Origin of the sequence: Nocardioides hankookensis (assembly GCF_042658885.1) — a bacterium.
In the GTDB taxonomy this organism is placed as follows: Bacteria; Actinomycetota; Actinomycetes; order Propionibacteriales; family Nocardioidaceae; genus Nocardioides; species Nocardioides hankookensis.
Map to the genome: position 1 here is coordinate 1368112 of NZ_JBHSRJ010000004.1, position 22215 is coordinate 1390326.

At 70.6% G+C, this 22215-nt stretch carries 26 protein-coding genes; 13 read left to right on the top strand and 13 right to left on the bottom strand.

Annotated features, from left to right (window positions below):
- Window positions 1-12: 12 nt before the first annotated feature.
- The 3 genes from ACFPYL_RS13075 to ACFPYL_RS13085 are packed head-to-tail and all read right to left on the bottom strand — an operon-like array spanning window position 13 to window position 2358.
- Window positions 13-1083, bottom strand: a complete 1071-nt coding sequence (locus tag ACFPYL_RS13075) for an alanine racemase (RefSeq protein ID WP_379154640.1) — start codon at window positions 1081-1083, stop codon at window positions 13-15.
- A complete protein-coding gene (locus tag ACFPYL_RS13080) occupies window positions 1080-1916 on the bottom strand; it encodes an aldo/keto reductase (RefSeq protein WP_379154643.1) in 837 nt (278 codons plus the stop codon). Before ACFPYL_RS13080 ends, ACFPYL_RS13075 begins: the two co-directional genes overlap by 4 nt.
- A 16-nt stretch (window positions 1917-1932) precedes the next feature.
- Window positions 1933-2358 carry a hypothetical protein gene (locus ACFPYL_RS13085; protein WP_379154646.1) on the bottom strand — a complete coding sequence of 142 codons (426 nt, stop codon included), beginning with the start codon at window positions 2356-2358 and terminating at the stop codon, window positions 1933-1935.
- A gap of 55 nt (window positions 2359-2413) precedes the next feature.
- Here ACFPYL_RS13085 and ACFPYL_RS13090 point away from each other — a divergent pair, with 55 nt between their 5' ends.
- Genes ACFPYL_RS13090 through ACFPYL_RS13100 form a run of 3 tightly spaced genes read left to right on the top strand, consistent with a single transcriptional unit; the run spans window position 2414 to window position 4695 of the window.
- On the top strand, window positions 2414-3127 hold the full coding sequence (locus ACFPYL_RS13090; protein WP_379154649.1) for a M50 family metallopeptidase: 714 nt from the start codon (window positions 2414-2416) through the stop codon (window positions 3125-3127).
- Between the two features lie 44 nt (window positions 3128-3171).
- Window positions 3172-3792 carry a hypothetical protein gene (locus ACFPYL_RS13095; RefSeq protein ID WP_379154652.1) on the top strand — a complete coding sequence of 207 codons (621 nt, stop codon included), beginning with the start codon at window positions 3172-3174 and terminating at the stop codon, window positions 3790-3792.
- Window positions 3793-3816: 24 nt separating this feature from the next.
- A complete protein-coding gene (locus ACFPYL_RS13100; protein ID WP_379154654.1) occupies window positions 3817-4695 on the top strand; it encodes an LLM class F420-dependent oxidoreductase in 879 nt (292 codons plus the stop codon).
- Window positions 4696-4743: 48 nt separating this feature from the next.
- On the opposite strand, the gene ACFPYL_RS13105 is transcribed toward ACFPYL_RS13100, so the two are convergent.
- A complete protein-coding gene (locus ACFPYL_RS13105) occupies window positions 4744-5241 on the bottom strand; it encodes a VOC family protein (protein WP_379154656.1) in 498 nt (165 codons plus the stop codon).
- Between the two features lie 38 nt (window positions 5242-5279).
- On the opposite strand from ACFPYL_RS13105, the gene ACFPYL_RS13110 reads away from it, so the two are divergent.
- Window positions 5280-6308 (top strand): DUF2332 domain-containing protein, encoded by a 1029-nt coding sequence (locus tag ACFPYL_RS13110; protein ID WP_379154659.1) that lies wholly within the window; start codon window positions 5280-5282, stop codon window positions 6306-6308.
- 12 nt (window positions 6309-6320) lie between these two features.
- Here ACFPYL_RS13110 and lepB read toward each other — a convergent pair whose 3' ends face one another.
- Window positions 6321-7064, bottom strand: a complete 744-nt coding sequence (lepB, locus tag ACFPYL_RS13115) for a signal peptidase I (RefSeq protein WP_379154662.1) — start codon at window positions 7062-7064, stop codon at window positions 6321-6323.
- 74 nt (window positions 7065-7138) lie between these two features.
- Here lepB and ACFPYL_RS13120 point away from each other — a divergent pair, with 74 nt between their 5' ends.
- On the top strand, window positions 7139-7720 hold the full coding sequence (locus ACFPYL_RS13120) for a dihydrofolate reductase family protein (RefSeq protein ID WP_379154665.1): 582 nt from the start codon (window positions 7139-7141) through the stop codon (window positions 7718-7720).
- Between the two features lie 27 nt (window positions 7721-7747).
- Here ACFPYL_RS13120 and ACFPYL_RS13125 read toward each other — a convergent pair whose 3' ends face one another.
- Window positions 7748-8443 carry a TetR/AcrR family transcriptional regulator gene (locus tag ACFPYL_RS13125; RefSeq protein WP_379154667.1) on the bottom strand — a complete coding sequence of 232 codons (696 nt, stop codon included), beginning with the start codon at window positions 8441-8443 and terminating at the stop codon, window positions 7748-7750.
- A 24-nt stretch (window positions 8444-8467) separates the two neighbouring features.
- On the opposite strand from ACFPYL_RS13125, the gene ACFPYL_RS13130 reads away from it, so the two are divergent.
- Together ACFPYL_RS13130 and ACFPYL_RS13135 are read left to right on the top strand one after the other, a co-directional pair.
- A complete protein-coding gene (locus tag ACFPYL_RS13130; protein ID WP_379154670.1) occupies window positions 8468-9805 on the top strand; it encodes a hypothetical protein in 1338 nt (445 codons plus the stop codon).
- A gap of 127 nt (window positions 9806-9932) precedes the next feature.
- Window positions 9933-10328, top strand: a complete 396-nt coding sequence (locus ACFPYL_RS13135; RefSeq protein ID WP_379154673.1) for an MmcQ/YjbR family DNA-binding protein — start codon at window positions 9933-9935, stop codon at window positions 10326-10328.
- Window positions 10329-10331: 3 nt separating this feature from the next.
- On the opposite strand, the gene ACFPYL_RS13140 is transcribed toward ACFPYL_RS13135, so the two are convergent.
- Genes ACFPYL_RS13140 through ACFPYL_RS13155 form a run of 4 tightly spaced genes read right to left on the bottom strand, consistent with a single transcriptional unit; the run spans window position 10332 to window position 13805 of the window.
- Complete coding sequence (locus ACFPYL_RS13140; protein ID WP_379154675.1) at window positions 10332-12677, bottom strand: ATP-binding cassette domain-containing protein; 2346 nt, start codon at window positions 12675-12677, stop codon at window positions 10332-10334.
- Between the two features lie 15 nt (window positions 12678-12692).
- Complete coding sequence (locus ACFPYL_RS13145; protein ID WP_379154678.1) at window positions 12693-12929, bottom strand: hypothetical protein; 237 nt, start codon at window positions 12927-12929, stop codon at window positions 12693-12695.
- A gap of 1 nt (window position 12930) precedes the next feature.
- The gene (locus ACFPYL_RS13150) at window positions 12931-13341 is read right to left on the bottom strand and encodes a VOC family protein (protein WP_379154681.1); all 411 of its coding nucleotides are present in this window, start codon (window positions 13339-13341) and stop codon (window positions 12931-12933) included.
- A gap of 5 nt (window positions 13342-13346) precedes the next feature.
- The gene (locus ACFPYL_RS13155; protein ID WP_379154684.1) at window positions 13347-13805 is read right to left on the bottom strand and encodes a helix-turn-helix transcriptional regulator; all 459 of its coding nucleotides are present in this window, start codon (window positions 13803-13805) and stop codon (window positions 13347-13349) included.
- A gap of 185 nt (window positions 13806-13990) precedes the next feature.
- On the opposite strand from ACFPYL_RS13155, the gene ACFPYL_RS13160 reads away from it, so the two are divergent.
- Window positions 13991-14137: a hypothetical protein gene (locus ACFPYL_RS13160; protein WP_379154687.1), complete on the top strand. Its 147-nt coding sequence runs from the start codon at window positions 13991-13993 to the stop codon at window positions 14135-14137.
- Between the two features lies 1 nt (window position 14138).
- Here ACFPYL_RS13160 and ACFPYL_RS13165 read toward each other — a convergent pair whose 3' ends face one another.
- Window positions 14139-15824, bottom strand: coding sequence for an alkaline phosphatase D family protein (locus tag ACFPYL_RS13165; RefSeq protein ID WP_379154690.1), 1686 nt, complete (start codon window positions 15822-15824; stop codon window positions 14139-14141).
- 44 nt (window positions 15825-15868) lie between these two features.
- Here ACFPYL_RS13165 and ACFPYL_RS13170 point away from each other — a divergent pair, with 44 nt between their 5' ends.
- Entirely contained in the window at window positions 15869-16279 is a 411-nt protein-coding gene (locus ACFPYL_RS13170; RefSeq protein WP_379154693.1) for a hypothetical protein, read from the top strand.
- A gap of 10 nt (window positions 16280-16289) precedes the next feature.
- Here ACFPYL_RS13170 and ACFPYL_RS13175 read toward each other — a convergent pair whose 3' ends face one another.
- On the bottom strand, window positions 16290-17306 hold the full coding sequence (locus tag ACFPYL_RS13175; protein ID WP_379154696.1) for a zinc-dependent alcohol dehydrogenase family protein: 1017 nt from the start codon (window positions 17304-17306) through the stop codon (window positions 16290-16292).
- An 85-nt stretch (window positions 17307-17391) separates the two neighbouring features.
- On the opposite strand from ACFPYL_RS13175, the gene ACFPYL_RS13180 reads away from it, so the two are divergent.
- Window positions 17392-18942 (top strand): UDP-N-acetylglucosamine 1-carboxyvinyltransferase, encoded by a 1551-nt coding sequence (locus ACFPYL_RS13180; protein WP_379154698.1) that lies wholly within the window; start codon window positions 17392-17394, stop codon window positions 18940-18942.
- 206 nt (window positions 18943-19148) lie between these two features.
- On the opposite strand, the gene ACFPYL_RS13185 is transcribed toward ACFPYL_RS13180, so the two are convergent.
- A complete protein-coding gene (locus ACFPYL_RS13185) occupies window positions 19149-19421 on the bottom strand; it encodes a zf-TFIIB domain-containing protein (RefSeq protein ID WP_379154701.1) in 273 nt (90 codons plus the stop codon).
- Between the two features lie 66 nt (window positions 19422-19487).
- Here ACFPYL_RS13185 and ACFPYL_RS13190 point away from each other — a divergent pair, with 66 nt between their 5' ends.
- The 3 genes from ACFPYL_RS13190 to ACFPYL_RS13200 all read left to right on the top strand — a co-directional run bounded on the left by ACFPYL_RS13190 (window position 19488) and on the right by ACFPYL_RS13200 (window position 22212).
- The gene (locus ACFPYL_RS13190) at window positions 19488-20312 is read left to right on the top strand and encodes a glycerophosphodiester phosphodiesterase (protein ID WP_379154704.1); all 825 of its coding nucleotides are present in this window, start codon (window positions 19488-19490) and stop codon (window positions 20310-20312) included.
- Window positions 20309-21673 carry an MFS transporter gene (locus ACFPYL_RS13195; protein ID WP_379154707.1) on the top strand — a complete coding sequence of 455 codons (1365 nt, stop codon included), beginning with the start codon at window positions 20309-20311 and terminating at the stop codon, window positions 21671-21673. The genes ACFPYL_RS13190 and ACFPYL_RS13195 overlap by 4 nt, the downstream gene beginning before the upstream one ends.
- A gap of 152 nt (window positions 21674-21825) precedes the next feature.
- A complete protein-coding gene (locus ACFPYL_RS13200; protein WP_379154710.1) occupies window positions 21826-22212 on the top strand; it encodes an RNA polymerase-binding protein RbpA in 387 nt (128 codons plus the stop codon).
- The last annotated feature ends 3 nt before the right edge of the window (window positions 22213-22215 follow it).

Genomic DNA, 22215 nt, shown 5'->3' on the forward strand with positions numbered 1-22215 from the left:
GATCGTAGGGCGTCAGCTGTTCCGGCCCCTCGCGGCCACCGGCCAGCGGACGAGCGACGACCCGTCGTCGGCCCAGAGGTCGTCCGCGAGGTTGACCGCCGCGCACACGTGGTTGGGCACCACGCCGACCTGCGACCCGAGGGCAGGGAGCGCCGCGCCCGCGAGGTCGACGACGGCGTGGTGCTCCGAGAGCTGGACCACGCGCGCGTCGGGGTGGTCGGGCAGACGGCCCCAGCCGGTCGCGTACGGCGCGCGGTCGGCGCCGAGCGCCTTGCTCCCGCTGTCGAGGACGAGGTGCCCGCCGGCGTGGCTGACGACCGTGGCCCGGCAGGTGAGCGCGATCGTCTCAGGGCCCATCACACCGAGCTCCCACTGCTGGGCGTCGCCGAAGAGGTAGACCCCCGGTCGCACCTCGGTGAGCTCGTCGGTGTGGGTGTGCGCGAGGGTCGGGGTCGAGCCGCCGCTCACGACGTCGGGCTCGAGACCCGCGTCGCGGAAGGCGGCCACGGCGGCGGTCAGTGCAGTCGCCTCGTCGGCGGCAGCGGACGCCTTGGCGTCAGGCGAGTAGCCGTGACCGGGGAACGTGAAGACACCGCGCACCGTCAGGCCGGCCTCGGCGGCCGCGGCGGCGACCCGGCCAGCGTCGGCGGGCGCGGCGCCGGTCCGGTGCTGGCCGGAGTCCACCTCGACCAGCACGGCGACGCCGGTGCCGGCGAGCAGCCGCCCGGCCCGCTGCGCCGAGTCGGCGGAGTCGACCCCGATGGTCAGGTCTGCCCGCTCGGCCAGGTCGCGGAGACGGCGTACCGCCTGCTCCGAGAGCCACAGCGGGTAGGCGACGAAGACGTCCTCGACACCGTGCTCCACGAAGACCTCGGCCTCGCCGATGGTGGCCACGGTGAGCCCGACGGCGCCGGCCTCGAGCTGGAGCCGGGCGACGTCGGGACTCTTGTGGGTCTTGGCGTGCGGCCGCAGGGCGACACCGGCGGCCGCAGCGCGCTCGGCGGTCGTGGTGATGTTCTGTCTCAGCCGCCCGACGTCGACACGGAGGTACGGCGTCGCCGGCTCCGCACCGGGCCTGCTCACATCTCCTCGTGCGTGTCCGGGTCGCCGCCGAAGAGGCGGCCGTCGGGGCGGCCGAGGGCAGTGATCGCGGCCATCTCGGCGTCGGAGAGCTCGAAGCCGAAGACGTCGAGGTTGGCGCGCTGCCGCTCGGGGGTCGCCGACTTCGGGATCGGCACCGAGCCGAGCTGCACCTGCCAGCGCAGGATGACCTGACCGGGCGTCACGTCGTGCGCGGCGGCAGCGTCGGCGACCGCGGGCTCGGCGAACGGCGCCTGCCGCTTGCCCAGCGGGCTCCACGACTCCGTGCGGATCCCGCGGCTCTCGTTGACCTCGCGCATCTCCACCTGCGGGAAGTAGGGGTGTAGCTCGATCTGGTTGACCGTCGGAGTCACTCCCGTCTCGTCGATGATCCGGTCCAGGTGCGCGGCGGTGAAGTTGGAGACGCCGATGCTGCGGACCAGGCCCTGCTCGCGCAGGTCGACCAGGGCGCGCCAGGCCTCGACGTACTTGTCCACGCTGGGGTTCGGCCAGTGGATGAGGTGCAGGTCGAGGTACTCGAGGCCGAGTCGCTCCAGCGACCCGTGCACGCTCGCGACGGCGTCGTCGTACCCGTGGTCGCGACCGGGGATCTTGCTGGCGACGTACAGCTCCTCGCGGGGCAGGCCGCTGGCGCGGACCCCCTCGCCGACCTCGTGCTCGTTGCCGTAGTTGACCGCGGTGTCGAGGAGCCGGTAGCCCGCCTCGATCGCCGAGACGATCGTCCCGACCGCCTCGTCGTCCTTGAGCGGGTAGGTGCCGAAGCCGATCGCCGGGAGGGCGCTGCCGTCGTTGAGCGTGTACGTCGGGATGGACATGTCCTCAACGTACCGATCAGGGTGTCGCCTCATGCCCGGGGAGCCCGTCGGTGCGCCGGTCCTCCTTCATCTCGGCCTCGTAGAGATGCCGGCGGCCGGCGACCAGCTCGTCGCGGGCAGCCTGCTCGAGGTCGCGGAAGGGCGTGTAGTAGCCCGCGTCGTACTCCTCGACCACCTGGAAGCTCCACCGGCCCTCGATGATGTTGCGGCCGACGAGCTCGCGCTCGATGCGGTCGGCGAGGTCGGTGTGGCCGGCCTTGCGCAGCTGGTCGACGGCGTCGCCGAGGGTGAGGTCGGCCGTGCCGCACCGCCGGTGGAACGCGTACAGCAGGCCGCGTGCCTCCTCGACGACCTCGAGCGCCTCGGAGAGCCGGCCGAGTGCCTCGACCGTGGCGTCGTCGACGCCGTCGGGTCGCTGGTGGTCCTGGTCGGGTCCGCTCATGTGGTTCGCGTACCCGCGCCGACCCCGGATCACGCCCGTCCGGCAGGCTGGTGACGTGAGCGCCGCCGACGTCCTGTCCTCCATCTGGGACGACGTCACCGGGACGCAGCCACCGCTGAGCGACGGCGGCGTGCTGGCCACCGCGGCGTTCTCGGCGCTGCTGGTGATCACGCCGTGGGCGTGGCCGGTCTGCCGGCACGTGGTGACGATCGCCCACGAGGGTGCGCACGGGCTGGTCGCGCTGCTGACCGGCCGCTCGCTGCACGGCATCCGCCTACACTCCGACACCTCCGGCCTGACCGTCTCGCGCGGCAAGCCGCGTGGCCCGGGGATGGTCGCGACGGCGTTCGCGGGGTACGCCGGGCCGGCACTGCTCGGCCTCGGCGCGGCGTACCTGCTCGGGCGCCAGCATGCCCTCGCCGTGCTGTGGCTGGCGGTGCTGCTGCTGGCCCTGCTGCTGCTCCAGATCCGCAACTTCTTCGGCCTGTACGTCGTGGCGCTCGCGGGCGCGGCCGTCGTCGCGGTGAGCTGGTGGGGGAGCGGGGAGGTGCAGTCGGCGGCGGCGTACGTCGGGACGTGGTTCCTGCTCTTCGCGGCGCCCCGACCGGTCGTCGAGGTGCAGCTGCTCCGCCGTCGCGGTCAGGCGCGGACGTCCGACCCCGACATGCTCGCGCGGCTCACCGGGGTGCCGGGCGTGCTCTGGGTCGTCGTGCTGCTCGCGCTCACCGTCGGGTGCCTGGTGATCGGCGGCCGGTGGCTCGTCGGCTGACGCCACCGGTTTCGCCCGCACACCCGGCGGGCACAAGCCAGCGCGTGACCCCCTCTGTCTCGATCCGTGCCGTCCTGGTTGCAGTCGTCGCCGTCGTCGCGTCCACGGCACTCGTCGCCTCGACGTTCGGCCCGGCCTCCGCAACGCCACGGACCTCCCGGTTCTACGTCGACCCGTCCCACGACGCCACGCACTCGGACGCGTGGGCCGATGCGCCGGCCAAGTACCGCGACCTCGGTGACGTCAACACCATCCGCCTGTACAAGCAGGGCCGGCGGTTGGTCCTGCGCGTCGGGTTCAGCAGGGTGATCAGGTCCGACAACCACTACTGGCAGAACCTGAGGGCGAACTTCCACATCGAGAAGCGCGCCTTCAGCGCAGAGTTCGGCACCCGTCAGGCCCCCTGGGTGCGCCCGTACAAGGATCCGGCCGGCGACGGCCCGGCGATCTGCCTCGGTCACACCCGCCAGGCGCTGAACACCACCGAGGACACCTTCACCCTCAGCATCGACATCGGCTGCCTGCCGCGAGGGAAGAAGGTCGAGCTGTACGGACTCTTCACCGACGTCCGGGCAAGCCGCACGGCCTCGTCGGACAAGACCGAGCTGCCGGCGATCACCAGTGACGACAACACCCGCCTCGGCGGTTACATCCGGATCCGCTGACCGGCCCCGACCTAGGCTCTGACCGTGCGCATCGGCATCCACTACGCCAACTTCACCCACCCCGACTGGAACTCGCGCCTGGCCTCGCGGCTGACGGAGACCGCCCGGGTCGCCGACCAGGGCGGCGCCGCGATGTTCACGGTGATGGACCACTACTTCCAGATGGAGCCGCTCGGCGGCCCGCCGGAGCCGATGCTCGAGGGCTACACCACCCTCGGCTACCTCGCCGGGGTGACGTCCGACGTCAGGCTCAGCCTGCTCGTCACCGGCACGACGTACCGCCACCCGGGTTTGCTCGCCAAGATCGTCACCACCCTCGACGTGCTGTCGGGCGGTCGCGCGATGCTCGGCATCGGGGCCGCCTGGTACGACCGCGAGCACCTCGGCCTCGGGGTGCCCTTCCCGTCGACCAGCGAGCGGTTCGAGCGCCTGGAGGAGACGCTGCAGATCGTGAAGCAGATGTGGAGCGACGACAACGGCGCCTACGACGGCGAGCACTACCAGCTCGCCGAGACCTTCTGCGTGCCGCCGCCGGTCCAGCAGCCGCACCCGCCGATCCTGATCGGTGGTGGGGGAGAGCGGAAGACGCTGCGCCTGGTCGCGCAGTACGCCGACCTCTGCAACATCTTCCGCGAGGGCACCGAGGAGACCGGGCGCAAGCTCGACGTCCTGCGTCGTCACTGCGACGACGTCGGCCGCGACTACGACGAGATCCAGAAGACGATGGTCAACGGCATCGGCGGCGCCGACCCGGTCGCCGACCCCGATGCGTTCGTCGCCGAGATGGCCGGCTACGCCGCGCTGGGCATCGAGTTGGTCACCCTGATGCCGCCCACCGACGACCCCGTCGGCTGGACGACCGCCGTCTGCGAGGGTGTGCTCCCGCGGCTCGCCGAGCTCTGATCGGGCACCGCTCGGCCGCTCCGCGTCACGGCCGGGGCCCGGGAGCCGTCAGAGGACGACGGTGCCGTACATCTCGCCGAGCGGGTCCGAGATGAGTTCCAGACGAGTGCCGTCCGGATCGCGGAAGTAGATCGAGCTGCCCGACTCGGCGACGTACTCGACACCGGCGTCGTCGAGCTTCGCCTTGAGCTGCTCCCACCGTGACGGCTCGACGGAGATGCAGACGTGGTGCAGGCCGCCGAGCACCTCGGCGTACGGTCCGACGTCCAGGCCGGGGAAGTCGAAGAACGCGAGCAGGTTGCCGTGGCCGATGTCGAAGAAGAAGTGGTTCGAGCCGGGGTAGTCGCGGTTCTCGAAGATCTCGGTCAGCGGGAACCCCAGCAGACCCTGGTAGAAGCGCACCGTCCGCTCGACGTCCGCGCAGACGATCGCGAAGTGGTGCAGCCCGCGCGCCGAGGACGCCGGGCGGCTGGCCTCGGGGGAGAGGTACGTCGTGCGGATCCGCTCCCGCTCCGCGGCGATGTGATCGAGATCAAGGTCGCTCATGCCGAGGACGCTACTGCTTCTCGCCGTACGTTGACGGGATGACAGCAGCGCAGCTCGCGGACCAGTTCCGCGACCACTTCGGCCATCGTCAGCACCTGTACGGCGTCCTGCTGGCGGAGCTCGCCGACGACCTCGACGCCGGGGGAGCGACGGCGACGATCTGCGCGGACCACCTCGACGCGCCGCGCGGTGACGCGATCCAGCTTCGGCTGCTCGCTGGCATCTTCCGGATCGTGCTGCGCGGGGAGGCGCCGCAGCTGGAGCCGTTCTACCCGTCGCTCGGCGGCCGCGACGACCCCGAGCAGGCCTGGCCGCACGTCCGACCGGTGCTCGAGCAGCACGTCGACGAGCTGCGCACGGCGCTCGACCTGGCGCCGCAGACCAACGAGGTCGGGCGCTCGGCCTGCCTGGCCGTCGGCCTCTTCGAGGCGGTACGCCGGACCGGGCTGAGCCGGGTGCGCCTGCTCGAGCCGGGGGCGTCGGCGGGCCTCAACCTGCTGGTCGACCGCTACCGGATGGTCGGGCCCAACTGGGCCGCGGGGCCGGCCGACAGCGCGCTGGTGCTCGACACCCAGGCGCCGGGGGTGCGCCCCGAGGAGCTCACGATCGTCGAGCGCCGCGGCTGCGACCTCTCGCCGGTCGACGCGAGCACGCCCGAGGGGGCGACGTACCTGACCTCGTTCGTCTGGCCCTTCGACCTGGCCCGGCACGCGAGGCTGGCGGCCGCGCTCGACGTCGCACGTCGGCACCCGGTCACCGTGGACCGCGCCCCGGCCGCGGCCTGGCTGGCCGAGCAGCTCGCGCAGCCCGTGGCCGACGGCGTGCTGACCGTGGTGTGGCAGTCGATCACCGAGCAGTACTGGCCGGCGTCGGAGCAGCAGGCAGCCGCCGCGGCGATCGAGGAGGGAAGGGCTCGGACGCCGTTGGTGCACGTCGCGATGGAGGGCGTGCCTCCCCAGCAGATGGCGGGCTCCTACGACATCGCCGAGCACGGACCGAGCACCACGGTCGACGGCGACCTGGTGGCGCGGTCACACCACCACGGACCGCCCGTCCTCCTGCGATGACCGAGCGCTGAGCTACGGCGCGTCGGGCACGTCGGCGAACGTGTCGGGCCGGTGCAACCAGGTGGCGTGGTCGCGGGGGAGCATCACGGCGAAGACCTTCCCGACCACCAGGTCCTGCGAGAAGAACTCCTGGCCCGGCACGCACGCCGTGTCGTCGGGCGAGCACATGTGCGCGCTCGAGTCGTCGGAGTCGTAGCGGTTGTCGCCCATCACGAAGAGATCGCCGTCCGGCACCGGACCGGCGGTCCAGCTGCAGTCACCGCCGGGGCCTCGCGGCCCACGACACGGCGAGGTCTCCGGCTCGTTGACGTAGTCGTCCTCGTCGAGCGGCTGCCCGTTGACGGAGATCCGGCCTTGGTCGTCGCAGCAGACGATCGTGTCGCCCCCGACCCCGATCACCCGCTTCACCAGGTGGCCGCCGGTGGGGTAGAGGCCGATCTTGGACAGCAGCGTCGCCACCGGGCCCACCGGTCCGGAGTCCTCGTCCGGGAGCCAGTGCCCGGGGTCCTCGAACACGACGACGTCACCGCGCTGCGGCTCGCCGGCCCAGTACGACGGCTTCTCGACCAGGATCCGGTCGTCCTTCACCAGGCCCGGCACCATCGACGGCGACGGGATGTAGAACGCCTGCACGAAGAACGTCTTCAGCACGACCGCCACCACGAGCGCGATGACGACCAGCAGGAGCGTCTCGATCAGGATGGAGCGGTGCTTGCGCTGGGGACGTGGCGTGGCTGCTTCCCCCGAGTTCGTCACACGCGCACCCTAGGGGTCAGCGCCCTCGCAGGCGCGGAACTACACGGCTGTCGGGCCAGAAATGAGGCGACTCGATGCGGCACCTGTCCTACGCCATGAACGTGAGCCTGGACGGCTACGTCGCCGCACCCGACGACGACCTCGGCTGGGGCGTGCAGAGCGATGAGCTGTTCCAGTGGTGGAGCGACCGCATGGAGACCGCCGACCTGGCGCTCTACGGTCGCCGGCTCTGGGAAGGGATGAGCTCCCACTGGCCGGCCGCCGACCAACAGCCGGACGTCTCACCGCAGCACGCCGAGTTCGCCCGTCGGTGGCGCGCCCTGTCGAAGGTGGTGTTCTCCTCGACCATCAGCGCGGTCGACTGGAACGCGCGTCTGGTCAGCAGCGACGCAGTCGCCGAGATCATCCGACTGAAGGCCGAGGACGGCGGCCGCATGGACATCGGCGGCGCGACGCTCGCCGCGGCCGCGATGCGGGCCGGGTTGGTCGACGAGTACGCCGTCGTCACCCACCCGGTGATCGTCGGCGCTGGGTCGCCGTTCTTCACGGGCCTGGAGAGCTGGGTGCCGCTGCAGCTGGTGGAGACCCGGAGGTTCCCCGGAGGAGTGGTCCTGACCCGGTACGGGAGCGGCTCCAACGTCGAGATGTTGACATAATGTCAGTTATCGGCGACTAATTCACGCTCACGAATGGGGTCGGAGTGCCACTCCCAGCGATCTGAGGCAGACCGCGCTCAGCGAGCTCACGACGACGTCGTACGGCTGCTCACCGGGCGTCCACCACCGCGTGTAGCCCTCCATCATCGAGACCAGCGCGTCGGCGGTGACCGACGCCGGCAGGTCCGCCGGCACCTGGTCGGCGCGTTGCCAGTCCAGGATCGCCGCGGTGAGCACCTGGATGTGGAGGTCGCGCGCGTGCCGCCGGGCTGCGCGGACCGTGTCGTCCGTCGTGGCGACCTGGTCGATGATCTCCATGACGCGGGCGTTCTCGCGACAGGTGTCGAGCACGCGTTCGACGTACGCCGGCACGGCGACCTCGGGCGGGTAGCTGCCGATGGCGGTGTGGTCGACGTCGGCGACCTGGGAGAAGGACTCGTTGATCTCCCCCGCGATCACCATCAGCACGTCGATCTTGGTGGAGAAGTACGTGTAGAAGGTCCCGCGCGCGACGCCCGCCGTCGCCACGACGTCCTCGATCCGGGCGTCGAAGAAGCCGTCCCGCTCGAACACCGTTCGGGCCGCCTCGACGATCTTGCGCCGCGAGGCCCGGCCACGCTCGGTGCCGTTGGACTCGTGCGCGGTACGCCGCGACGCCGCCGTACCGACCGGCGTCCAACCGCCGGGAGTACGGCGTACGGGGGCAGCTCCTTGACTCGACATTGGTGTCGACTTTAGTGTCCGAGCGTGCCGTCCGCCACCCCGACACCCTCCCTCGCCGAGCTCCGTGACCAGGTGCTCAGCCAGCGCACCGCACTGCCGCAGATGTACGGCGGCATCGACTTCGACGCCCGTCCGGAGCGGTTCACCGTCGACCCCGAGGTCGAGTCCCAGCTCGGCACCGCGCTCGAGCCGCAGCGGCAGCGGCTGCTCGAGAACACGGATCAGGTCGCCGTCATCGAGGCGTTCACGATGCTGGGCGACGCCGTGGCGGACGCGTACGCCGCGCTGCTGCCCGAGATCGGGTTCCAGCGGCTCGTGGAGATGCTGGACGAGGCCTGCGACCACGGGGTCGAGGCCGTCGCGGACGCCCCGCCCGAGCTGCGCGCGCTGATCGCCGACATGGAGCGCCGCCCGGAGTGGCTCGACATGGAGCTCGTCGAGCTCGGTGCGCGCCTGGACCGCAACCTGAGCGCGCACGTGAGCCCGTACGCCATCCGTGGCGCGTTCGTCGCGACGTTCATGAATGCCTACGCGGCGCTCCCGATGGCGATGACCGGCGCGCTCGGTGAGGACATGGCCGCGAACCGGATCAAGGAGACCGCCACCTTCTTCACCTGCACCGTGCTGCCGGGCGCGCTGGAGCGGCACGGGCCGGGCTTCAGGGCGGCGGCCAAGGTGCGGTTGATGCACTCGATGGTCCGCTTCAACGTGCTGCGCCGGGGCAAGTGGGACTCGAGCGTGTACGGCGTACCGATCCCCCAGGTCGACCAGATGCCCGCCGGCCTGCTCACGATCTTCGTGCTCGCGCTGAACGTCGTCCGCTCGGGTCGCACCGAGTTCACCCGCGAGGAGCAGGCCCGGGTCGAGCTCTCGCGCTACCGGTGCTTCCTGCTCGGGCTGCCGGAGGAGCTGCTGCCCGGCACGCCGCGCGGCATCATCGACGCGCTCGGGACCCGCCAGGCGACGCTGCGCAAGGCGTACGACGACGACACCTGCGGCGCGCTGTTGCGCGCGACCATGAAGGCCTACCTGGAGCCGGACCACGGTCTCCGTAGCCGGGTGCACGACCGTTTCGAGCGCAGCTTCTCGAAGGCGTTCTTCGTCAAGCGTTTCCTCGAGGGCGACGACGCCCGGGCCGCGGAGATGGGCGTCGCGCTGAGCCGCGCCGACCGGGTCCAGGCCGTCGGGGTGGCCGTCCTGGTCGGCGGCCAGGTACTCGCCTACCGGCTTGCTCAGCGCGCGCCCGGGCTCGGCGACCGCGTCGACCGTCGGCTCGTGCACAAGCTGGACGTCATCCTGGCCCGCCTGGGTCACGCCGACTTCGCCTCCGACGGTGCCTCCTACCGCCCGGTCGGGTCCTGACGAACGGCCCCCTGCCGCCGGCCCCGGTTCTGCGGTTGGTGACCAAACGTGTGGTGGGAGCGCTCCAGATCTGCGGTTGGTGACCAAACGTGGGGTCCGACGGCCCCGCCGGACTAGCGTGGCGGCCGTGGCCCACCCGCGGATGTTCGACGACGACGACCCGGTGCTCGGGCGCCTCCGCGAGATCACGCTGACGTTCCCGGACGCGGCCGAGAAGGTCTCCTTCGGCATCCCGGCGTTCTACACGACCAAGGTCTTCGCCTACTACGGCGGCAGCGAGAAGCTGGACGACGGGTACGTCCGGCACGGCTCGTCGGTGCTCGTGCTCGCCGACCCGGTCGAGCTGCCGGCGCTCCTGGCGGAGGCGCGCTGCTACCTCCCGATGTACCTCGGTGTCGCCGGTTGGGTCGGGCTCCACCTCACCGACCACACCGACTGGGACGAGGTTCGCGAGCTCGTCGACACGTCCTACCGCCTCACCGCCGGCATACGACGGGTGAAGCGGCTCGACGACGGTCGGTGAGACTCAGGCCCCGACGTACTCCGCCAGGTGCTGGCCGGTGAGCGTCGAGCCGTCGGCGACCAGGTCGGCGGGCGTGCCCTCGAAGACGACCCGGCCGCCGTCGTTGCCGGCGCCCGGCCCGAGGTCGATGATCCAGTCGGCGTGCGCCATCACGGCCTGGTGGTGCTCGATGACGATCACGGACTTGCCGCCGTCGACGAGTCGGTCCAGCAGGCCGAGCAGGTTCTCGACGTCGGCGAGGTGCAGGCCGGTCGTCGGTTCGTCGAGGACGTAGACCCCACCCTTCTCCCCCATGCTCATCGCGAGCTTGAGCCGCTGGCGCTCACCGCCGGAGAGGGCGGTCAGGGGCTGGCCGAGCCGGAGGTAGCCGAGCCCCACGTCCTCGAGCCGCGCCAGGATCGCTGCGGCGGCAGGGGTCTTCGCCTCCCCCTCGGCGAAGAACGCGTGCGCCTCCGCGACCGGCAGGTCGAGCACCTCGGCGATGTTCAGGCCGCCGAAGCGCAGCTCGAGCACCGCCGCCTGGAACCGCTTGCCCCCGCAGTCCTCGCACGGCGTCGCAACGGTCTCCATGAAGCTGAGCTCGGTGTAGATCATCCCGTTGCCCTTGCAGGTCGGGCACGCGCCCTCGGAGTTGGCCGAGAACAGCGCCGGCTTCACGCCGTTGGCCTTCGCGAAGGCCTTGCGGATCGGCTCGAGCAGTCCCGTGTACGTCGCCGGGTTGGAGCGTCGCGACCCGCGGATCGCACCCTGGTCGACGTACACCACGTCGTCCTCGGCCGGGATCGACCCGTGGATCAGCGACGACTTGCCCGAGCCGGCGACCCCGGTGACGACGCAGAGGACGCCCAGCGGCAGGTCGACGTCCACGTCGCGCAGGTTGTGCTCGGTGGCGCCCCGGATCTCGAGCTTCCCCGACGGGGTGCGTACGTCGTCCTTGAGCCGTACCCGGTGGTGGAGGTGGCGACCGGTCAGGGTGTCGGAGGCCGTCAGCTCCTCGACGGTGCCCTCGAAGCAGATGGTCCCGCCGCCGGTGCCGGCTCCGGGTCCGAGGTCGACGACGTGGTCGGCGATCGCGATCGTCTCGGGCTTGTGCTCGACGACCAGGACCGTGTTGCCCTTGTCGCGCAGCTCCAGCAGCAGGTTGTTCATCCGGGCGATGTCGTGGGGGTGCAGCCCCACGGTCGGCTCGTCGAAGACGTAGGTGACGTCGGTGAGCGACGAGCCGAGGGCCCGCACCATCTTGGTCCGCTGGGCCTCTCCCCCGGACAGCGTCCCCGACGGTCGGTCGAGGGACAGGTAGCCCAGGCCGATCTCGACGAACGAGTCGAAGAGGTGCAGCAGGCCCTCGACGAGAGGCGCCACGCCACCGTCGTCGATCGTGCGCGCCCACGCGGCGGCGTCGACGACCTGCATGGCGCAGACGTCCGCGATGCTGACGCCGCCGATCTTCGACGACCGCGCCGACTCGTTGAGGCGGGTGCCGTCGCAGACCGGGCAGGTCTTGAAGACGGCAGCCTTCTCGACGAACGCCCGGATGTGGGGCTGCAGCGAGTCGACGTCCTTGCTGAACATCGACTTGCGGATCTTCGGGATCAGCCCGTCGTAGCTGACGTTGATCCCCTTGGCCTTGATCTTCGTCGTCTGCTTGTAGAGGAGGTCGTTGCGCTCCTTCTCCGTGTAGTCCTTGATCGGCTTGTCCGGGTCCACGAACCCGGACTCGATGTAGGTGGCGACCATCCACCCGTCGGCGGTGTAGGCCGGCACCAGGATCGCGCCGTCGACCAGCGACTTCGACTCGTCGATGATCACCGAGAGGTCGAGGTCGGAGATCGTCCCGCGTCCCTCGCACTCGGCGCACATGCCGCCGAGGTAGACCGCGTCCTTGACGATCTTCTTCTCGCCCTTGGGCCCGGTCATGACGCCGCTGGCCCTGGTGGTCGGGATGTTGAAGGAGAACGCCGTCGGGCCGCCGATGTACGGCGTACCGAGCCTGCTGAAGAGCGAGCGCAGCATGGCGTTCGCGTCGGTCACCGTGCCGAGGGTGGAGCGCGGGTTGGCGCCCAGGCGCTCCTGGTCGACCAGGATGGCGGTGGTCAGCCCCTCGAGCGCGTCGACGTCGGGACGCGGCAGGCTGGGCATGAAGCCCTGCACGAACGTCGAGTAGGTCTCGTCGATCAGCCGACGCGACTCGGCGGCGATGGTCCCGAAGACCAAGGAGCTCTTTCCGGAGCCCGAGACCCCGGTGAACGCCGTGAGCCGGCGCTTCGGGATCTCGACGCTGACGTCCTTGAGGTTGTTGACCCTCGCGCCCGTCACCCGGATCAGGTCGTGGCTGTCGGCTCCGTGCATGCGGGCGGTGACTCCTCAGTCTTCCGGCAGGGCGGCGAACGCCTTCTTGGTGTCCTTGTACCAGCCCATGCCCTTGATCGGGTGCTTCCAGCGGCCACGCATGTCGTTGTTGGCCGGCACGTGGGCCTCGTCGCCGGCCGCGACCATGTCCTTGAGGTGCTGGTCCTGCTGGTTGATGACGTCGTCGGCCTTCTCGCCCTGGAACGCCTGGTCGCAGGGACCACCCATCTGCTGGCAGGTCATCGTCCTCATCTCAGGCCACCTCTCGGATGCGGACCAGGTTGCCCGCGGGGTCGCGGAAGGCGCAGTCGCGCAGTCCGTAGGGCTGGTCGATCGGCTCCTGCACCACCTCGGCACCGCTGGCCTGCACCGAGTCGAACGTCGCATCGAGCTCGGTGGTTCCCAGCAGGATCCAGCCGTAGGTGCCCTTCGCCATCATGTCGGCGATCATCTGGCGCTCGGCATCGGTGATGCCGGGGTCGACGGCCGGCGGCCCGAGCAGGATCGAGGTGCCCGGCTGGCCCACGGGGCCGACGGTGATCCAGCGCATCGTGCCGGAGCCGACGTCCGTGCGGACCTCGAAGCCGAGGACGTCGCGGTAGAACGCCACGGAGGCGTCGGGGTCCTCGTGCGGGAGGACGGTGGTGTGGATGGTGAGGTTCATGCGGATCACGCTAGGTGCGGGTCGACCGCCGGCGCTTCTCCATTCCTGATCGATCGCGCCCGGATCGGTCGCGCGACCTGCTTGACCACGCACGGGGGCACGCCGTTCATCTCGTGCGCCGCGTCGCGGTAGGCGCTCGGTGACATCCCCACCAGCTCCTTGAACCGCGTGCTGAACGTGCCGAGTGACTGGCACCCGACCTCGAAGCAGACCTCGGTGACGCTCAGGTCACCGCGCTGCAGCAGCGCCATCGCGCGCTCGATGCGCCGCGTCATCAGGTAGGAGTACGGCGACTCGCCGTACGCGCGCTTGAACTCGCGACTCAGGTGCCCCGCCGACACGTTGACGCCGCGGGCCAGCGCCTCGACGTCGAGCGGCTGCGCGTACTCCCGGTCCATCCGGTCCCGGACCCGGCGCAGCAGCACCAGGTCGCGACGGCGCTGCTCGTCGGTGGGGGTGCTCACCCGCACGATTTTGCCATGCGCGCCTGGCCCGGACGGGCTACGCGAGCCTGCTCAGGACGGGGCATTCGACCTCGAACCGCCGTACGACGGGCTGCGGATGCCTAACGTCGAGAGTGTCGGGGCCGATGTGAACGGCCAGACCTGCTGGGGGGCAGGACCCGAGAAGCACGGGAGGAGGTAGCGCCATGTGGGACACCGTCCAGACGAACGCCGTGCACCTCTCGCACGACATGCCGTGCACGCACTGCGGCCACGCTCCTCACACCTACCTCGCGTGTGGGGACAGCTGCGACTGCGTGCCGGCCGGCGTGCCGAGCCGCGCCGTCGCCTGACTCAGCCGATCGCGTCCACGGTCGCGACCCGGGTCAGCACCGGCCGCTCCGGGTTGTCGACGACCTCGCCCGCGTTCCACCACAGCCGCAGGCCCGCGGGCGCCAGCTCGAGGACCGCGAGGTTGTTGTCGTACCAGGGTCCCTCGGTGACCGACCAGCGGATCGGCTCGCGCGGCACCCGACCGGAGAGCGAGAGCAGCCGGCCGACCTTGCCGGTCGCGCGCTTCGCCGCGAGCGCCGTGAACCCGCGCATCCCCCGCGGCAGCGGGTTGCGGATCGGCGAGCAGACCGCCTGCAGGATCCGGCTCGCCACGACCCCGTCGCGGGGCCACGCCTCCGCGACGTAGCTGTGGTGCACGTCGCCGGACAGGAACGTGATGGTGCGTGGCGCCCGGCCGCGCCGGCCCGCCGCGACCTCGAGGACCAGCCCGGCGACGTCGCGGAAGCCCCGTTCGAACGCGCCCCAGTGCTCCAGGTCCGCGCGCTTGCGCGCCCACTCCCCGAGCCGGCGGCCCGGGCCGCCCCAGGCGCCCTCGGCGATCGACTCGCCGAACGACTCGATGTGGTGCAGCCCCGGCGCGAGCAGGTAGGGCAGCGACGTGCCGATCAGCAGGTGGTCGAGATCGCCCTGCAGCTGGGCGTCCAGCCACATCATCTCGCCGTCGTCGAGCATCGAGCGTCGCTCGGGCTCGAGCACCCGGGCGGCGCGTGAGTCGATGACGACCAGCCGGGCCTGCGTGTCGAAGTCGCGGGAGTAGCTCCACCGGTAGGTCTCGGGGTGCTGGTCCGCACGGTCGGCGAGCGCGTCGACGGCATCGCTGACGTCCAGCTCCTCTGGCCCGTCGTACGCCGTGATCCGCTTCCAGAGCTCGTCGACCGCCCGCTCCTCGGGGCCGAGGTTGCCGAGGTGCTGGTGCACCCAGTACGACGCGAGGCCGCCGACGATCCGGTCGTGCCACCACGAGGTCGACTCCATGTCCTGGCGCCAGGTCCAGCTCGTGTTCCAGTCGTCGCGGATGTCGTGGTCGTCGAAGATCATCGCCGTGGGCAGGGTCGACAGGAGCCAGCGGTTGGCCGGGTCGGACCACGCGAGCCGGTAGAGGTGCGCGTACTCCTCGTAGTCCTTGAGCTCGAACCACGGAGCCTGCTCCGGGTCGCGGCGCTGCTCGATGAAGGCGCGCATCTCGTCGCTGGTCTCGTCGGCGTACACCTGGTCACCGAGGAAGACCGCGAGGTCGGGCCACCGCTCCCCCGGGTCCTCGGAGCCGCTCTCGGTGATGCCCGCCATGAAGAGCGCGTAGGCGCGCATCGCGTCGACGCCGAACTGCTCGGTGCCCGCCGCGTCGTGGTCGACGCTGACGCGGCAGGAGCCGAAGGCCATCCGCAGGGGCTTGCCCGGCTGGAGGGTGCTGATCACGGACGGCGGGAACTCCGCGAAGGCCGGGTCCGTCGATGGCCAGACCTGCGCGTCGTCGACGTCCACGACGTACGGCGTGCGGCTGCCGGGCGTGAGCCCGGCGAGCTCGACGAGCGCGTAGTGGTGGCCGTGCACGGCGAAGGTGCGCGCGCTCGCGCGCTGGCCGCCGGCGACGACGATCACCTCAGCGGCGTCCCGGGTCTCGACCCAGACGGTGGCCGTCGTGTCGTCGACGTAGCGCAGCAACGGGCCGAGTACCAGCGAGGTCATGTCCCGGGCTCTACCCACCGAGGCAGTGCTCTAGGCTTTGCGCCATGGCGACACCCGAGCGACGTACCGCCCCCGGCACCCCCGTTGTCCACACCGGCGCGCCGGTCGCGTCCGGCCCGGTGCCGGTGATGGCGCCCCTCGGCTGGCTGCTGATCCTGGTCTCCGGCATCGGCCTGATCCTGGCCAGCTGGCTGCTCTACGGCACCACGGCCGACGGCATGTGGGCCGGCTACCGCGACGGCGTCATCGGTACGACGGTCGTGCTGTGCGCGATGGCCCTCAACACGAGCCTGCCGCCGAAGCCGTTCCTCGGCATCTGCGGCCTGGCCGGCATCCTGCTGATCCTCTTCGCCGTCTTCCTCGACGACGACACGGCCGTGTTCGTCAGCGAGCTGGCGGCCGGCATCGGCCTCCTGGTCGGCGTCGGTCTCTACACCTCCGGTCGCCGCGACTGACCTTCGTCCGTCAGGGCTGCACCAGCACCTTGGTCGCGCGCCGCTCGTCCATCGCGCGGTAGCCCTCGGCCACGTCGTCGAGCGGCACCGTCAGGTCGAACACGAGGCCGGGATCGATCCCTCCGGCCAGCACCTTCTCGAGCAGCTCGGGGATGTACTTGCGCGTCGGGGCCATGCCGCCGGCGAGACCGATGTTGCCGCGGAACATCCGCCGCAGCGGGAGCTCGACGCCGTGCGGCACGCCGACGAAGCCGACGGTCGAGCCGGGCCGGGCGATCTTGAACGCGGTCTGCATCGACTGGTCGGTCCCGACGCACTCGAGGACGGAGTCGGCGCCGACCCCGCCTGTCAGCTCGAGCACCGCGTCCACGCCGGCCTGGTCGCGCTCGGCGACGACGTCGGTCGCGCCGAACGCGCGGGCGATCGCCTGCCGCGGCTCGTGGCGCGACATGGCGACGACGCGCTCGGCGCCGAGCAGCGACGCGGCCAGCACGCCGAACAGCCCGACGGCACCGTCGCCGACCACCACCGCCGTACCTCCGGGGCGCACACCTGCGGAGACCGCGGCGTGCCAGCCCGTCGGGAAGACGTCCGCCAGCGTCAGCAGCGACGGGACCATCGCGGCGTCGGGCATGCCGTCGGTCTTCACGAGGCTGCCCTCGGCCTGCGTGACCAGGGTGTACTCCGCCTGCCCGCTCTCGGTGAAGCCGAGGTTCACGCAGCCGGACTGGGCGCCGGCCCGGCAGTGCGCACAGGTGTTGTCGCAGTGGTCGAACGGCACGATCACGAAGTCCCCCGGCCGGAACGACGTGACGTCGGCGCCGACCTCCTCGACCACGCCCACGCACTCGTGGCCGATCGTGTCGCCGGGCGTGATGTCGTTCTCGCCGCGGTAGGGCCACAGGTCCGAGCCGCAGATGCACCCCGCCACGATCTTCACGATCGCATCGGTCGGTGCGGTGATCGTCGGGTCGGGAACGTCGGAGACGCGGATGTCTCGGGTACCGTGGATCGTCGTCGCGCGCATGCGGCCCATCCTGTCAGGAAGCGGCCCGCTCCCCCGACACCCCCGGGTCCCGGACTTTCTTGCGTTATCTCATATGTGAGTTACCGTGGACGGCATGACTGAGGCCACCACGACCGAGGGCTACAAGAACCGCATCGGCAACTTGATCCGGGACGCGCGCAAGCACCGCGGGCTCACCCAGCACCAGCTGGCCGACCTGCTCAACACCAGCCAGAGCGCGGTCAACCGGATCGAGAAGGGTCACCAGAACCTCTCCCTCGAGATGCTCGCCCGCATCGGCGCGGCACTCGACTCCGAGATCGTCGCCGTCGGCGCCGGGCCGACCCACCTGCGGGTGACCGGGCCGACGACGCTGTCGGGCGAGATCGACGTCAAGACGTCCAAGAACGCCGGCGTCGCGCTGCTGTGCGCGTCGCTGCTCAACCGGGGCCGCACCACGCTCCGCAAGGTCGCGCGCATCGAGGAGGTCAACCGCCTGCTCGAGGTGCTGACCAGCATGGGCGTCCAGGCCCGCTGGCTCAACGACGACAACGACCTCGAGATCGTGCCGCCGCGCGACCTCGACCTCGGCAACATCGACGAGACCGCGGCGCGCCGTACGCGCTCGATCATCATGTTCCTCGGCCCGCTGCTGCACCGGGTCGACACGTTCGAGCTGCCGTACGCCGGCGGCTGCGACCTCGGCACCCGCACGGTCGAGCCGCACATGGCGGCGCTGCGGCCGTTCGGCCTCGAGGTGAAGGCCACCGACGGCAGCTACCACGCCCAGGTCAACCAGGCGATCGAGCCCGAGCGGCCGATCGTGCTCACCGAGCGCGGCGACACCGTCACCGAGAACGCCCTGATGGCCGCCGCGCTGCACCCCGGCGTGACCGTGATCCGCAACGCGTCGTCCAACTACATGGTCCAGGACCTCTGCTTCTACCTGCAGCGCCTGGGTGTCACGGTCGAGGGCATCGGCACCACGACCCTGCGCGTCACCGGCCTCGCGGAGATCGACGTCGACGTCGACTATGCGCCCAGCGAGGACCCGATCGAGGCGATGTCGCTGGTCGCCGCCGCGATCGTGACCAAGTCGCAGATCACCATCCGCCGGGTGCCGATCGAGTTCATGGAGATCGAGCTCGCGCTGCTCGAGGAGATGGGCCTGCAGTACGACCGCTCCGAGGAGTACGTCGCCCTCAACGGCCACACCCGCCTGGTCGACATCACCACGAAGCCGTCCGAGCTGCACGCGCCGCTCGACAAGATCCACCCGATGCCGTTCCCCGGCCTCAACATCGACAACCTGCCGTTCTTCGCGGTCATCGCCGCGGTCGCCGACGGCCAGACCCTCCTGCACGACTGGGTCTACGAGAACCGCGCGATCTACCTGACCGACCTCAACAAGCTCGGTGCGCGGGTCAAGCTGCTCGACCCGCACCGGGTGATGATCGAGGGCCCGACCAGCTTCAGCGGCACCGAGCTGGTCTGCCCGCCGGCGCTGCGCCCGGCCGTGGTGATCCTGCTGGCCATGCTGGCCTCGAAGGGCACGTCCGTGCTGCGCTCGACGTACGTCATCCACCGTGGCTACGAGGACCTCGCCGAGCGGCTCAACCAGCTCGGCGCCAACATCGAGACGTTCCGGGACATCTGAGCTGCCGTGGGGTCGCGAGCGAAGCTCGCGACCCCATGATCCAGCAGCCAGATCGAGTAGCCCCGCGACTGAGGGACGAAGCCGCGACGGGCGTATCGAGATCTCACCCAACAGGGTCTCGATACGCCGGTGGCGTCCTCCTTCGTCGGTCGCGCGGCTACGCGACCTGGTGACGTCGTCCGAGCCTTCGCAAGCTCAGGCTCGGGTCACTCGAACAGCGTCTCGACCCAGGCCCGGGCCGGCGGCTTGGTGGCCGGCGGGGCGGTCATGTCGGGGGTGATCCTCGGCATCGGCGCGGTGTGCTGACCGACGTGCCGGTGCCAGTCGCTCTCGGCCTCGATCAGGGCGCCGAGGTCGGGGCGGGCGAGGAAGACCCCGTGGCCGTCGGGACAGGCGCTGACCGCGCCCTCGCCGAGGGACGAGCTGATGGCGCGTGTCTCCATCTCCGCGCCGCACCGTGGGCAGGTCAAGGTCTCCATGGGGCGACGCTACCGCTCCGGTGGTGAGTGCGCGCGGACGCTCGCCGGTCGGCGATACTGCTCGTCGTGACCTCGCCGGTGAACACCCCTCGGACCGGTTTCGCCTACCTGGACCGGGTGCTCGAGGACCCGGGCTCGGTGCTCGCCTTCGCGCACCGCGGCGGCGCCTACCACCCGGAGATCGAGGGCCTGGAGAACACCCTCGCGGCGTTCCGGCACGCGGTCGGGCTGGGCTACTCCTACCTCGAGACCGACGTGCACGTCACCCGCGACGGCGTCCTGCTCGCCTTCCACGACTCGGTGCTCGACCGGGTCACCGACCGCCGCGGCGAGATCGCCGCCCTCAGCCTGAGCGAGGTGCGGGAGGCCCGGGTCGGCGGCCGCGAGTCCGTGCCGACCCTCGCCGAGCTGTTCGACGCGTTCCCCGACGCCCGCTTCAACATCGACCTCAAGTCCGACGGCGCCGTGCCCGCCCTGGCCGACTTCATCGCCGCCCGCGACGCGTGGGACCGGGTCCTGGTCGGCTCGTTCTCGCGACGTCGTACGGCGCAGTTCCGGCAGCTCACCGGCGGCCGGGTGCCGACCAGCGCGACGCTCGGACAGATCGCGGCCTTCCGGCTGGTCCCGTCCGCCTGGCTGGCGTCCCGTCTGGCTGGCGACGGTGCGGCAGCACTCCAGATCCCGCACCGTCGCAAGCGGGTCCTGGTGGTCACGCCCGGGCTGGTCCGGCGCGCGCACGCCGCCGGGCGCCAGGTGCATGTCTGGACCATCGACGACGCGGACGAGATGCGCGCCCTGCTGGACCGGGGCGTCGACGGCCTCTTCACCGATCGGACCGACATACTCAAGGCGGTCCTCGTCCAGCGTGGCCAGTGGAGGGAGTCGTCATGACCGCAACGGACATCGACGTGCAGGAGCGGTTGCGCGAGCAGAACGCGTGGAACTGGTACGACTGGGCCAACAGCGCCTTCTACACGACGGTCCTCACGGTCCTCTTCGCGCCGTACATGATCAGCGTCGCCGGCAAGGCGGCCGGGTGCGTGGACGCCGACGACACCTGCGACAAGACCGTCAACGTGCTCGGCCTGCACCTGGCGGCCGGGTCGTTGCCGTTCTACCTGACCAGCTTCGCGACGATCGCGAGCGCGTTCCTGCTCCCCGTCGTCGGCGCCTTCGTGGATCGCTCGAGCCACAAGAAGTGGCACATGGCCGGCTTCGCCTGGGCGGGTTCGTTCTTCGCGGGACTGCTGTTCCTGATGAAGGACGATCAGTGGCAGCTCGGTGCGGTGGTCATCGTCATCAGCAGCATCCTCGGCGGCTGCTCGCTGGTCAGCTACTACGCGATCCTGGTCGACATCTCGACCGAGGACGAACGTGACCGGGCGTCGTCCCGCGGCTGGGCGTTCGGGTACCTCGGCGGCGGGCTGCTGCTCCTGCTCAACCTGGTGATGGTCCTGGGGCACGACGCGTTCGGGCTCTCGAAGGGCATGTCGGTCCGACTCTCGCTGCTCAGCGCGGCGGTGTGGTGGGCGGGCTTCACGATCATCCCGGTCGTGCGCCTGCGCAACCGCGCGCCGGAGGGGGTCGTCCGTGAGGACGGCGGCCTGCTCGCCCGCAGCTTCGGCCAGCTCTTCGTCACCCTCAAGGAGATGCGTCAGTTCCCGATGACGCTCACCTTCCTGATCGCCTACCTCTTCTACAACGACGGCATCCAGACGGTGATCTACGCCTCGTCGACCTACGGGTCCAAGCAGCTGAAGTTCGGTGACTCGGTCCTGATCGCGACGATCCTGCTCATCCAGTTCGTGGCGTTCGGCGGTGCGCTCTTCTTCGGGCGGCTCGCCGCGCGCTACGGCTCCTACCGCTCGATCCTCTGGGGCACCTTCGCGTGGATGGGGATCGTCGTCGCGGCGATGTTCCTGCCGGAGAAGAACATCGCGCTCTTCCTGATCATCGGCGTCGCCATCGGCATCGTCCTCGGTGGCACCCAGGCGCTGTCTCGTTCGTTCTTCAGCCTGCTCATCCCGCGCGGTCGTGAAGGCGAGTACTTCGGGCTCTACAACGCCTGCGAGCGCGGCACGTCGTGGTTCGGCACGCTCCTGTTCGGCGTCGTCTTCCAGCTCACGGGCTCGTACCGACCCGCCATCTTCGCTCTCATCGTGTTCTTCGTCCTCGGCGCGTTCTTCTTGCTCCGGCTCGATCCGCGACGCGGCATCGCGGAGGCCGGCAACCCGGTGCCCACCGTCGTCTGAGAAGTTCCTGTGAGTGGGGTCACCACGCCCGATTCCCGGAATCTTGTCCGGACCCCTACCGTTGAACAGATTGAGACCGATACGAGCGGGGTACATGCCCCTCGTTGGTCTCGGACAGGCACATTCGGGGGACAAGATTCGGGAGGTGGCTCATGGCAGAGCGCACACTGCGTGGAGCGCGGCTCGGGGGCCAAAGCTTTGAGGACGAGCGCGGCATCGAGTTCGCGGCGCGTCAGCAGGTCGGTTTCCGCTGCGCACAGGGGCACGAGTTCGAGGTCACGATGTCGGTCGAGGCCGACGTCCCGGCCGTCTGGGAGTGCCCGCGCTGCGGCGCCGAGGCGATGAACGTGTCCGGCATCCTGCCCGAGGTGAAGGCGGAGAAGCCGGCCCGCACCCACTGGGACATGCTGCTGGAGCGTCGCTCCGAGAAGGAGCTCGAGGACATCCTCAAGGAGCGTCTCGAGCTGCTCCGCGGCGGCGAGATCGGCCCCGCGCACCTGCACCGCGCCAACCAGAAGAAGCGCAAGGCCTCGGCCTGACGC

What these genes read in the sequence shown, in the direction of transcription:
- ACFPYL_RS13110 (WP_379154659.1), top strand. Translation starts at nt 5,280, where the DNA reads ATGACAGCAGCGCAGCTCGCGGACCAGTTCCGCGACCACTTCGGCCAT.
- ACFPYL_RS13105 (WP_379154656.1), bottom strand. Translation starts at nt 5,241, where the DNA reads ATGAGCGACCTTGATCTCGATCACATCGCCGCGGAGCGGGAGCGGATC.
- ACFPYL_RS13185 (WP_379154701.1), bottom strand. Translation starts at nt 19,421, where the DNA reads ATGGAGACCTTGACCTGCCCACGGTGCGGCGCGGAGATGGAGACACGC.
- ACFPYL_RS13165 (WP_379154690.1), bottom strand. Translation starts at nt 15,824, where the DNA reads ATGACCTCGCTGGTACTCGGCCCGTTGCTGCGCTACGTCGACGACACG.
- ACFPYL_RS13175 (WP_379154696.1), bottom strand. Translation starts at nt 17,306, where the DNA reads ATGCGCGCGACGACGATCCACGGTACCCGAGACATCCGCGTCTCCGAC.
- ACFPYL_RS13120 (WP_379154665.1), top strand. Translation starts at nt 7,139, where the DNA reads ATGCGGCACCTGTCCTACGCCATGAACGTGAGCCTGGACGGCTACGTC.
- ACFPYL_RS13150 (WP_379154681.1), bottom strand. Translation starts at nt 13,341, where the DNA reads ATGAACCTCACCATCCACACCACCGTCCTCCCGCACGAGGACCCCGAC.
- ACFPYL_RS13140 (WP_379154675.1), bottom strand. Translation starts at nt 12,677, where the DNA reads ATGCACGGAGCCGACAGCCACGACCTGATCCGGGTGACGGGCGCGAGG.
- ACFPYL_RS13085 (WP_379154646.1), bottom strand. Translation starts at nt 2,358, where the DNA reads ATGAGCGGACCCGACCAGGACCACCAGCGACCCGACGGCGTCGACGAC.
- ACFPYL_RS13195 (WP_379154707.1), top strand. Translation starts at nt 20,309, where the DNA reads ATGACCGCAACGGACATCGACGTGCAGGAGCGGTTGCGCGAGCAGAAC.
- ACFPYL_RS13080 (WP_379154643.1), bottom strand. Translation starts at nt 1,916, where the DNA reads ATGTCCATCCCGACGTACACGCTCAACGACGGCAGCGCCCTCCCGGCG.
- ACFPYL_RS13160 (WP_379154687.1), top strand. Translation starts at nt 13,991, where the DNA reads ATGTGGGACACCGTCCAGACGAACGCCGTGCACCTCTCGCACGACATG.
- ACFPYL_RS13125 (WP_379154667.1), bottom strand. Translation starts at nt 8,443, where the DNA reads ATGTCGAGTCAAGGAGCTGCCCCCGTACGCCGTACTCCCGGCGGTTGG.
- ACFPYL_RS13170 (WP_379154693.1), top strand. Translation starts at nt 15,869, where the DNA reads ATGGCGACACCCGAGCGACGTACCGCCCCCGGCACCCCCGTTGTCCAC.
- ACFPYL_RS13145 (WP_379154678.1), bottom strand. Translation starts at nt 12,929, where the DNA reads ATGAGGACGATGACCTGCCAGCAGATGGGTGGTCCCTGCGACCAGGCG.
- ACFPYL_RS13200 (WP_379154710.1), top strand. Translation starts at nt 21,826, where the DNA reads ATGGCAGAGCGCACACTGCGTGGAGCGCGGCTCGGGGGCCAAAGCTTT.